Here is an 11,197-nt window from a genome sequence, read left to right on the forward strand (position 1 = left end):
CCGTGCGATCGCACGCGAGGGCCGCCGTCGGGCACTATGGCGTCGTGCGCATCGAGCCGACCGACCTCGCCGACGTCCTGGTTCTCACTCCGGAGCCGTTCCGGGACGATCGCGGCTTGTTCACCCGAACCTTCGATGCCCTCGAGTTCGACGACTATCTGGGCGTGCCCGGTACGGCGGCGGCGTTCATCCAGGACTCCCAATCGCGCTCGGTGCGTGGCGTGGTCCGCGGGATGCACGGACGCTCCGGGCCCGGCGAGGCGAAGCTGGTGCGGTGCGCGCACGGTGCCGTGCACGATGTGCTGGTCGATATCCGGCCGCAGTCGCCGACTTTCCGGCATCAGCAGGCATTCCTGTTGGACGACAAGGAATTTCGGCACCTGTACGTGCCGCCCGGGTTTCTGCACGGATTCCAGGCACTCACCGAGACCGCTGATGTGTGCTACCGGATCGACCGCCCGCATGATCCGGCGCAGGACATCGGCGTCGCCTACGACGATCCCGACCTGGCCATCGCCTGGCCGGAACCGGTGACGGTGGTCTCGCCCCGCGACGCGGCCGCAGGGAGTTGGCGCGAGTTGCTCGCCGCGCTGCCGCACGCTACGCACCGATCCTGACCCGATACAGGGAATCGTCCAGCACCCCAGTGTCTTTCAACAGGTTCAGCCGCGCGAGTCGAGTGAACTTCTGAAAAAACGTGTCGGCGGTGAGGCCACGCGCGACGTATTCGCGGTAGAGCTGCGCGGCACCGTCGGGAATACTCCACCTCGCCTCGAAGCCCAATCCCGTTCGCGCCTTGTCGAAGTCGACTCGGTACGACCGCGAGTCGGCGCCGGACGTACCGGCGATGTGCAGCCGCGCGCCGGGCACGGTGTCGACGACGACCTGCGCGATATCGGCGACGGTGCGATTGTTGATCTCGGTGCCGACGTTGTACGCCTGGCCATGAATGGACTCGACGGGCGCCACGAGGCAGCGCGCGAAGGCACGCGCGATGTCCTCGGCATGCACCAGGGGCCGCCACGGCGTGCCATCCGAGAGCACCTTCACCTCGCCGGTCAGCACCGCGTATCCGACGAGGTTGTTGAGCACGATGTCGGCCCGTAACCGCGGCGAGAACCCGAAAGCCGTTGCGTTGCGCAGGAATACCGGCGCGAAGCCGGAATCTGCCAGGGCCAGCACATCGTCCTCGACGCGGACCTTGCTCTCCGCGTAGGGGGTCAGTGGCCGCAGCGGCGCGTCCTCGGTGACCAGCTCATCGCCCGCCGCGCCGTACACCGAGCAGGTGGAGGCGTAGAGGAACCGGCGGACCCCGGCCTGCTTGGCCAGCCGGGCCAGCCGCACCGAGGCGTGGTGGTTGATGTCGTGGGTGACCTGGGGCGCCAGCGCGCCCAGGGGATCGTTCGACAGGGCGGCGAGATGAACCACCGCGTCGAATCCGGCGAGCTGATCGGCCGTGACATCGCGCAGGTCCACGGCGAGTCCGGGCGGGTCATCCGGCGCGGCACCGAGGACGCAGTCGGCGAAGTAGCCGATGTCCAGTCCGGCCACCTGATGCCCTTCGGCCCGCAGCACGGGCACCAGCACGGTGCCGAGGTAGCCCTGATGACCGGTGACGAGCACACGCATCTTCACACACCTCCGAAGCTGACAACGGCCTTCTCGACCACGAACGCTTCGGCGTACTCGGCGCGGCACTGCACGCCACGCAGCCTTGCCGACGCGAGGAAGGCGCGTTCGTCGAACCAATCCCGATCATGTTGCGACGGATAATGTTTCAGCAGCAGCCGAGCTTTTTCTTCGGCGACCCCCGGTGGCAGCGGGTGAAAAACGGTCGGCTGTGGGGTGTCGGTCTCCCACTTGAGGATCTCGTACCCGAGGGTCAAATGGTCCCGGAATTCGGTGGGCACGAGCTCGGCGAGCAGCCGGTGATCCTGGTGCGCGTCGCCGCGATGCGGGGCGAACACGAGATCGGGATCGCAGCGACGGCGCCAGGCGGCCACCTCATCCTTGATCCGATCCGCATGCGCGGGAGCGCGGCCGTCCGGCACATCCAAGACGGTGAGCTCAACTGTCGCGGTACCGCAGAACGCCTCGAGTGCCCTACGTTCCTCGATTTCCCGGCGGGTGCCCGCGCCGCTGAGTACCAAAGCGCGAACCATCAGTGCCGGAATGCTTTTCACCAGGGTGAGCAGTGTCCCGCCGAGACCGATCGCGATGTCGTCGCAGTGTGCGCCGAGCACCGCGACCTCGCTGATCCGTTCCGGGGCCAGCGCTTTCACGACACCGCCTCGAGGGTGTCGCCGTTCTCCCAGATCATCCAGGGGCGGTCGCCGCGGTGGTAGCCGTCGTCGAGCTCGGCGCGTTCTTTGAAGGTGTCGGCGGGTTTCCAGAATCCGAGGTGCCGGTAGCCGAAGAGTCTGCCCTGGCTCGCCAGGGCACCGCAGGCGTCTTCGACCAGATCGCCGCCGGGCGGAAGTAGGTCGAAAACCTCGGGGGTCAGCACGAAATAGCCGCCGTTCTCCCAGATCGGTAGTCGCGCGACGGGTGTGATGTTCTCGACCTCGCCCGCAGCGTTGATGTCCACGCAGTGGAACGACGACTGCGGCGGCACGATCAGCATCGACGCCGCCGCGCCGGTGGCGGTGAACGTGTCGATCATCCGATCCAGTGGCGCGTCGGTGAGGACGTCGGCGTAGTTCGCGAGGAAATGCCGCTCGCCGTCCAGATGCCCGCGGACTCGGCGCAACCGTTCACCGATGGCCGAGTCGACGCCCGTGTCGACGAAGGTGATGGTCCAGTCGCTGATATCGGATTGCAGCAGCTCGACCTGTCCGTCGCGGATGACGAAATCGTTGGAGACCGACTCCTGATAGGTCAGGAAGTAGTTTTTGATGTGGGCGGCGCCGTAGCCGAGACACAGGATGAAGTCCTTGTGCCCGTAGTGCGCGTAGTAGCGCATGACGTGCCAGATCAGCGGGCGTGGCCCGACCATCTGCATGGGTTTGGGGATCACATCGTCGGTGCCGTTACGCATGCGCATGCCGTAGCCACCACAGAACAGGACAACCTTCATGAAAGCTCCGCAGTATGCAGGGTGGGCAATGGGTAGACGAGTTCGCCGCCCCAGTCGCCGATGTGGCGCAGCTGGGCGGTGAGCTCGGTTTCGAGATTCCAGGGCAGCACCAGCACGACATCGGGTTTGTCGGTGTCGATGCGCTCGGGCGGGTGGATCGGGATCCGGGTGCCCGGGGTGAATCGGCCGTGCTTGTAGGGGTTGCGGTCGACGGTGTACTCGAGCAGGTCGGCGCGGATGCCGCAATAGTTGAGCAGGGTGTTGCCCTTGCCCGGTGCGCCGTAGCCGACGACCCGTTTCCCTTTGTCGCGCGCGTCGAGCAGGAACCGGAGCAGGTCGTGGCGGACCACCTCGGTGCGCGGGCGTAGCGACAGGTAGCCGTCGGCCTCGTGCAATCCGGCCGCGGTCTCCGCCGCGAGGGCTGCGGCGACCCGGCGACCGGGCAAGGCGACCGGGTCAGGCCGAGCCCAGATCCGAATGGACCCACCGTGGGTGGTCAGGTGTTCGACGTCGACCACGGTCAGGCCGGCGGTGGCGAGCGCGCGCTGGGCGGAGAGCACCGTGTAGTACTGGAAGTGCTCGTGGTAGATGGTGTCGAACTGGCCGAACCGCACCAGGTTCAGCGCGTGGTGCACCTCGATGGCGAGCCATCCGTCATCGGCCAGCAGTTCGCGCAGCGAGCGGGTGAAGCCGAGCAGATCCGGGATGTGGGCGTAGACGTTGTTGGCGACCACGAGATCCGCGGGTCCGTGTTCGGCGCGGATCTGCGCGGCCGATTCCTCGTCCAGGAACGTGGTGACCGTCGGGACCCCCCGCTCCCGCGCCGCCGCGCCGACGTTCACCGACGGTTCGATACCCAGACACGGCACGCCGGCGGCGACCACATGCTGCAGCAGATAGCCGTCGTTGCTGGCCACCTCCACCACCAGCGAGCGCGCGCCGAGCTCGAAGCGCGTAACCGCCTGGTCCACGAACAACTTCGCGTGCCGTACCCAGCTGTCGGAGTAGGAGGAGAAGTAGGCGTACTCGGTGAAGGTGTCCTCCGGCGTGATCAGGGCCGGAATCTGCAGCAGCAGGCAGCTTGCGCACAACCTCAAATGCAATGGATAGTTCATTTCCACTTCATCGAGTTCATCTGCCGTTAAGAATTTCTCACAAGGTGGGCAAGCGCCCAGATCGAGCACACTCACCAAGTTCGAATCACAAAGCCGACAAAACATGCGAGCTCCCACTCGGATCGACCGAAAAGTTAATCTGCTGAAGCTGGAACATTCTCTCCTACGTCGTAATGAATCGACCGACCGTTACAGGCCATGCTCACACGAATCCAGCTGGACGGGCAATACCTTCATGCCGCTATATTGCGGCGCAGCATACCCTCGGCAACAAACGCCCGCCAGCGCCGCATTGCGGTGACCATCGATCGGCCCACACACTGCCACCAGCGCTTATCGAACAGCTTACCGCCGGTGGCCGTTCACCATTCACCGCTTACCCGCACTGGAACTACACCCTTGTAAGTTCCAGGACCACGCCGCCTTTATCGACATAACTGCTGATCATAGTAATGATGGCAAAGTTATAGCTACCAGCTAGCAATGTGATGGGAGTCTCAGTACCGGCGCGCCGGTTTTCATTTCCGGATCAATCTGCAACACTCGCTTTCGCGCTTTAGTTCAGGCTCTATTTCCCGGCCGTAGCCGGGAAATCTTTTTTGTCCACGGTCGGGATTATCTGCCTCTGCGAGCGCCGGTTTCCACAACCGATATCGCCACGCTCGTCGATGCAATAGGAACGTGTGTCTATGCGATTGGATATGCACCGGCCAGGCGTCGTCTTCGGACCGCCGCCGGCCGTTCAGCGGGGTCGGCGCAGGCGCGCCGAGTACATCCGACTGCTGCGCGCGACGGATCTCGCGGCTGTCTGCGTGGCTGTCCTTGTGGCACATCTGGTTCCGCTGTTCGAGCCGTTCGAGCAATCGGTCGCCGATTCCTTGCCGGGCGAGCTGCTGCACGTCACGATGTCCCTCGGCCTCGGTCTCGGGTGGGCGACCGCCCTCCAGGTGTCCGATACCCGCTCACCACGCGTAATAGGTTATGGCACAGAGGAATACCGCCGAGTGCTGACGGCGACCCTGTACCTGTTCGCGGTCATAGCGATCGCGTCGTTCGTGCTCCGGCTCGACGCCACCCGCGAGTATTTCGTAGTCGCCCTACCGCTCGGCCTGGTCGGTCTGCTCGGTACGCGCGCGCTGTGCCGCAAACTCGCCACGTACTACCGACTCGGTGCCCTTTACCCCACTTCGGTACTGGTCGTCGGCAATCGTGCCGCAGCACAGGCGATCACGTCGGCCTTCGCCGACGATCCGACCTCGAGCTACCGGGTCATCGGCGTATGCACCCCGACCCCGGTCGACACCGCTGACCTCGACATCGATGCCGCCGGCCGAAGAGTGCCGAGAGTCGGCGATCTCCGATCGGTGACCGAAGCGGTACACCGCACCCGCGCCGATGCCGTCGTAGTGACGGCAGGCGACGTGGGCGAACCCGACGACTTCCGCCGACTCGCCTGGGACCTCGAAGCGCTCGGCGTCGAGCTCATCGTGGCTCCCGGCCTCGTCGACGTCGCAGAACACCGGCTGACCAGGCGGTCCGTGTCCGACATGACGATGTTGCACATCGGCAAACCCAGGCATCCACGAACACGGTCGCTCGGCAAGACCACCTTCGATCTGAGCTTCGCGCTCCTCGCGATCATGGTGACCGCGCCGACCCTCCTCGCCATCGCGCTGCTGATCAAACTCACCAGTCCGGGCCCGGTGTTCTATCGCGCCGAACGAATCGGTCTGCACGGCAAGCCCTTCCCCATGATCAAGTTCCGAAGCATGTACGCCGACGCGGACAAACATGTGGGCGTGCTGATCGAGGAGGCCGGCGGCAATCCGGTCTTCTTCAAGCTCCAGAACGACCCGCGCATCACGCCGCTCGGCCGAGTCCTGCGCAAGTACAGCCTCGACGAGCTCCCCCAGTTCTTCAATGTGCTGCGCCGCGAGATGAGCGTGGTAGGCCCGCGGCCTCAAGTGCGACGTGAGGTCGACACCTACGACGCGGTAATGCGACGGCGGCTCCTCGTCAAACCAGGCATCACCGGACTGTGGCAGGTCAGCGGCCGGTCGGACCTCCCGCCGGAAAAGGCGATGCGGTTGGACCTCTTCTATGTCGACAACTGGTCCATGCGGCTGGACCTGATGATCCTTGCCAAGACGATCACCACCGTGACGAGCGGTCACGGGGCCTACTGAAAACATGACGCGGCCATCGTTCGAGTTCTCCGGCGATCCGCCGGACCTGCGGAAGGCATTGCCAGCGTGAGTGAATTCGGCGCAGTGCGCGGCACCGACCAGATTCGAGTGCTGATCGAGAACGGCGAGTACGCGCTGCGCAATCGCGGCGACATCGCGATGATGGCGGTGACCGTCCGGCGGTTGCGGGAACACTGGCCGGACGCGCGCATCGGAATGCTGACCGACCACCCCCGGGTGTTGCGGGCGCTGCTGCCCGATGCGGAGCCGATCTGCGCCGAATCAGGCGGGCAGTGGAGACGCGCCGGGTCCACCCGAGTCGGGTGGATTGCCGGGACGGCGGCACTGCGGTGGCGGGCACTCACGGATCCACCGAAAGAGCGACTGCGTCGGCTGCGTGCCGCAGCGAAGCCGGCTGCCCCCGCCCAGGACGACATACCGGCGGCGGACTTCGATGGGCCGCAGGTGCCTGCCGCCATCGCGGCGGCGAGCCTGGTGATCGCCCAGGGCGGTGGGTATCTGACCGACATCGACCTGTACCAGGCGCATCGCACCCTGACCTTGCTGGAACGCGCCGTCGCTCTGGGCATTCCGACCGCGATGATCGGCCAGGGCATCGGCCCGATGCGGGATTCCCGACTCCTGGAACGAGCTGCCGCGGTGCTACCGGATGTCGATGTCATCGCACTGCGCGAAGGCAGGCGCGGACCACAACTACTCGCCGACCTCGGCGTAGCCCCCGAACGAATCCTGGTAACCGGTGACGACGCAGTCGAATTCGGTCACCGACTGCGCCGCCCCGACATCGGCACCGACATCGGGCTGAGCCTGCGGGTAGCGGACTACTCGAAGATCAGCGCGCAGACCCGCGCCATCCTCGGTACGGTATTACGCACGTGCGCCAGGAAATTCGATGCGCCGCTGGCACCGCTGATCATCTCCGAATACGACTCCGAAGACCGCCGCGCCACCCAACCCCTGCTCGTAGGTGCCCCACGCACCCGTCGCGCCGTCGGCCGCAGCGGCACACCGCACGACGTCGCCCGCCAGCTCGCCCGGTGCCGCATCCTGGTCACCAGCACCTACCACCTAGCGGTGTTCGCTCTGTCCCAAGGCATTCCAGCGATCGGCCTCTCCTCGTCGCAATATTACGACGACAAGTTCCACGGCCTGGCCGACATGTTCGGCACCGGTCTGTGCATCGTCCACCTCGACGATCCAGAGCTCGAGCAGCAGTTGGCCCGCGCCGTCCAGGAGCTATGGACAGCAGCGCCGAGCCTGCGTAACCCCCTGCAGCACAAGGCCACCGAACAGATCGCCGCCGGTCGAACCGCCCTGCAGCGGGTTTTCCAGCTCATCGACAGCGGCCGCTGTACCGATGGCCTACGCCACTCCGACTGATCCGACGATCATCCGGGTCGTGATGTGGCGCTGGTATCGGTGCATCCAACCGATGCTCCACCAGATCCCGCCTAGTCCTGCAACGAGCACGAACGATAGCGAAGTCGCGGTCCACGACAGGTGGGCAACCCCAACGCGGCGTCATCTGCATGGCCCGAAGCCGCTGCGACGTCGTGTCCAGATGAATTGGCTGACACGGTTTTCCACGTACGCAATGCCGAATTCGGTGCACTCCTACTTGGTTACGCTGGACTGTGCACGTCGTTGTCCGAGGATAGCGAACGTGGCAGCGGCCAGCATGATGACGCCTTCGATGGCGTGCACGACGTTGTCGAAGGTGTCGACGGCCATCATGTGCAGCGCATGGCCGCCGCCGTGGAATCGTTGCGTGCCACGATCGACCAAATCAAGGCGCTGGTCACGGCCGCCTGATTTGGCCTACACGGAGCGAACCGCACTTCGAGACCCGGAGAAAGTAACCGAGCTCTACGCGGTGAACAACGCCATTCGTCGAAGCAGCCAAACGCTCTTGCTGGTCACATCAATCGCAGCGCCGCGATTCGTAATGTCCAGTTCGACCGAGTCCGACCGAACCGGACAGTTGCCCGGGGTCTCATACAGCCCGCCGGCCCCTGGGCGCCCAGAGCAAGGCGAGTCCTGCCGCGCTAGAGCGGTAGGACTCGCCGTGTTCAGTTGCGGATAGTCAGCAGATACCACTGCCGCTGCCGTCGGCACCTGGAGCGCCGGCGACCAGGCCTGCGCCACCGATGCCGCCGCTGCCACAAGCACCGATCATGCCGGTGCCCGTCTTGGCGCCACCGTTTCCACCGTTGCCGCCCGCCCCACCGGTCCCGAGAACCCCGGCACCGCCGTTGCCCCCGCGTGCGCCCGCGCCACCATTGTTGTTGGCGCCAGATGCATTGCCGCCGTTACCCGCACGCCCACCCTGCCCGCCGGTAGCGACAGCTATAGCGACACCGCCGAGACCGCCCGCCCCTCCCGGAGCTCCCGCACTACCTGAACCGCCGGTAGCGCCCGCACCGCCGTGGCCGCCCGCACCGCCCGCGCCACCGGAGCCGCCGATCGGCCCGCCGGACCCGCCGAGGCCACCGGCCCCGCCTACACCCGAGGCACCGAGTCCGCCGCTTCCGCCGTTACCGCCCGCGCCACCGGCTCCGCCGCCGAAGCCGGCACCCCCGTTGCCACCCTTGCCACCTGGGCAGTTCGGGGCACCGGGGCTACCGTTGCCACCCGCACCGCCTGCTGGGTTGGAGGCGGTGCCCGGGGCGCCGTTGGCACCATTGACGGTGACACAGGCAGCCCCGAATGTCGGTGGTGCCACGGCGACCATGGTGCCGGTGGTCAGGATGAGGCCGCCGAGGATGGCGGCAATGCGGGTGCGTGTGGTCAGAGTTGTGTTCATGGTCGTACTCCATCGCTGATGCGCAGAGGTCGATGCGTCGGCATCGACCGCGGGTTGGCGCGCTTTTGTAGCCTCCGGTCTGACCTGAAGGAATGTGAATACGCTTCGCGCCACACGGCGTATTCACCGGCTCATCGATTCAATCGATAAGTCAATTACTTCGCCGTCTTCGTCAGCGTTGGAGAAAATGAGATCAAGCAGTGGGGTACGGTCTGCGAGATTCCGGGCGACCCGTCAAATCCTATGCCGCCGAGGGCGTTCCGGCCGTATATTTCGACGGCCAGCGCCTATGAAATCGCCTCGATACGCGTATCGAAGCGCTGATAGCTTCGCATAATCACCCATGCTTTGACTCATCTGCCAGCAATCGAAACATCGTTGATGTCACTCGGGCTGAGCAGTGAACTCAGCCTACGCCCCTCGGGTGCCGATTTCTACGCAACGGATAATCGATCGGCGAATTCGAGACGTGCCGAATTATCGACGATCTCGCCGGCACGAGGCAGGAGCCGGAGCGCAAACAAACGGCGGTACACGTTCGGACGAAGCGATCTGGAGGTATCCGCCCCTCCTGTTGCATGTCAACGCCGTGCAGTACCGAAATGTGAAGAGTCCACGGGCAACTCGACGATAGCTGACCCGTCCCTCGCTTGCGGAGATGCTCGGCGTCCCAACCGGCTACGACAACGGGGGCGACTCCCCACATCGCGCTCATCAACCAAACCCTCAGCCGGAGTTATCCTGCGCGGTGGACGATCTCAGATCCGTCGTAGACGGCGAGTACTCGCATCCCGCTGCCGCGAATGCTGCTGTCCCCGAACAGGTGGGCGGCCACTGTGAAGTCCAACGAGGCGCACTCGACCGCAGCGAGGCAGACCTCAAACCCACGACTCCGCCCTGGCCCATCGGGAGACACAGCAGTCGGGCAGCCGAAACAACAGTTCAGGGCCGTGAGCAGACCGCTTACCGCCGCGACGCCGTTCCGACCAGGCGCGAGGCCGCAGTCGTCACCGAAGAGGCCGCTGCTGCGAAAAGCGTCTTCGGGAAAGATGTCTGGCCGGTTGAGCAGGAGATGGAGCGAACTCCATCTGGATGGATCCTAGCCGACGAGACGATCCTCCGACCTCCGGCGAATCCTGTTCGTGCCCAATATCTTTCACCGAGGAAATCATAAATCGCTTCCCAGCAGCGCGACGGATGCCGGAACCGCAGCTACTGGGCGTAGGCGGCGACCAGCAGCGATCCGAATAACCGACCACGTGTCCTGCTGCTAGGGGCAGCCACCCTACGGCGATGACTTCAGTAGTGTGGCGCAGCGGATCTTCGGCCACGCCAGGGAACCGTCCGCCTGTTCACTCAGCGCGAGCAACGTGCGATCGGAGTGAGCGGCGGCGAGACGTTCGATGACGGCCGCCGCGACACCTTGGCCTCGAAACCGTTGCGCCACATCGAAGAACTCAATCTCGATCAGTTGCACTCTTGGCGGCGGCGCCCAAGAGTACTCGCTGAAGTCATCGGGGCGGTCCCGAAGGCGGAGACGGCCGACTTCAATCCCATCGCATAGGGCCTTGATACACCACCAGTTGCGGCATTCGAGCTGGCTTCGCCACCGATCGTTGAAGTCGTCGGATTCTTCGAAAGAATGCGAAGAGAAGCCGTCGCAGCGACCCACCGGCCGGTCTATGAATTCGAGCGTCACTCTTCCTTCTCGGTGCTGAACTCGTCGTCGGCCTCCGATGCGGTCGATCTCCCACCACGGTATTCGCGCCCCCAGGCCGCCTCGCCGCCATCGAGTGGAACTCCGAGCGAACAAAGCCGGAGCGAATTCCTGATTCTTGCAATGGAGTTAGTAGTGCATGTATGAGATGTCATGTGCCGGAGGCCAACTGCGGTGAGTACATCATCGGCACGAGCGGAGATCCCTCCATCGAACGGATTGGAATCTCATAACTCAGCGGACAGAACCCCAGGACAGCCCAGAGCGGCCCCGACTCGT

General features: G+C 64.9%; 10 protein-coding genes. 4 read left to right on the forward strand and 6 right to left on the reverse strand.

The features are described from left to right. Positions 1-44: 44 nt before the first annotated feature. A complete protein-coding gene (locus NN4_RS24220) occupies positions 45-617 on the forward strand; it encodes a dTDP-4-dehydrorhamnose 3,5-epimerase family protein (RefSeq protein ID WP_147135648.1) in 573 nt (190 codons plus the stop codon). Here NN4_RS24220 and NN4_RS24225 read toward each other — a convergent pair. Genes NN4_RS24225 through NN4_RS24240 form a run of 4 tightly spaced genes read right to left on the reverse strand, consistent with a single transcriptional unit; the run spans position 601 to position 4,296 of the window. After that, positions 601-1,629 (reverse strand): NAD-dependent epimerase/dehydratase family protein, encoded by a 1,029-nt coding sequence (locus NN4_RS24225; protein WP_147135650.1) that lies wholly within the window; start codon positions 1,627-1,629, stop codon positions 601-603. The two genes, NN4_RS24220 and NN4_RS24225, sit on opposite strands and share 17 nt — an antisense overlap. Positions 1,630-1,631: 2 nt before the next feature. Then, on the reverse strand, positions 1,632-2,282 hold the full coding sequence (locus NN4_RS24230; protein ID WP_147135652.1) for a PIG-L deacetylase family protein: 651 nt from the start codon (positions 2,280-2,282) through the stop codon (positions 1,632-1,634). Further along, positions 2,279-3,076 carry a sugar phosphate nucleotidyltransferase gene (locus NN4_RS24235; protein ID WP_147135655.1) on the reverse strand — a complete coding sequence of 266 codons (798 nt, stop codon included), beginning with the start codon at positions 3,074-3,076 and terminating at the stop codon, positions 2,279-2,281. The genes NN4_RS24230 and NN4_RS24235 overlap by 4 nt, the downstream gene beginning before the upstream one ends. Continuing rightward, positions 3,073-4,296 carry a class I SAM-dependent methyltransferase gene (locus NN4_RS24240; RefSeq protein WP_147135658.1) on the reverse strand — a complete coding sequence of 408 codons (1,224 nt, stop codon included), beginning with the start codon at positions 4,294-4,296 and terminating at the stop codon, positions 3,073-3,075. Before NN4_RS24240 ends, NN4_RS24235 begins: the two co-directional genes overlap by 4 nt. Before the next feature lie 584 nt (positions 4,297-4,880). On the opposite strand from NN4_RS24240, the gene NN4_RS24245 reads away from it, so the two are divergent. The 3 genes from NN4_RS24245 (at position 4,881) to NN4_RS24255 (ending at position 8,210) form a co-directional block, all read left to right on the forward strand. Beyond that, on the forward strand, positions 4,881-6,377 hold the full coding sequence (locus tag NN4_RS24245; protein WP_246181055.1) for a sugar transferase: 1,497 nt from the start codon (positions 4,881-4,883) through the stop codon (positions 6,375-6,377). Positions 6,378-6,443: 66 nt separating this feature from the next. Further along, positions 6,444-7,778, forward strand: a complete 1,335-nt coding sequence (locus tag NN4_RS24250) for a polysaccharide pyruvyl transferase family protein (protein ID WP_246181056.1) — start codon at positions 6,444-6,446, stop codon at positions 7,776-7,778. A 120-nt stretch (positions 7,779-7,898) separates the two neighbouring features. After that, the gene (locus NN4_RS24255) at positions 7,899-8,210 is read left to right on the forward strand and encodes a hypothetical protein (protein WP_147135661.1); all 312 of its coding nucleotides are present in this window, start codon (positions 7,899-7,901) and stop codon (positions 8,208-8,210) included. 271 nt (positions 8,211-8,481) lie between these two features. Here NN4_RS24255 and NN4_RS45150 read toward each other — a convergent pair whose 3' ends face one another. After that, a complete protein-coding gene (locus NN4_RS45150; protein ID WP_186818604.1) occupies positions 8,482-9,201 on the reverse strand; it encodes a hypothetical protein in 720 nt (239 codons plus the stop codon). Positions 9,202-10,486: 1,285 nt separating this feature from the next. Beyond that, a complete protein-coding gene (locus NN4_RS24265) occupies positions 10,487-10,900 on the reverse strand; it encodes a GNAT family N-acetyltransferase (protein ID WP_186818605.1) in 414 nt (137 codons plus the stop codon). Between the last annotated feature and the right edge of the window lie 297 nt (positions 10,901-11,197).

Source organism: Nocardia ninae NBRC 108245, from assembly GCF_007990755.1.
Classification (GTDB): domain Bacteria; phylum Actinomycetota; class Actinomycetes; order Mycobacteriales; family Mycobacteriaceae; genus Nocardia; species Nocardia ninae.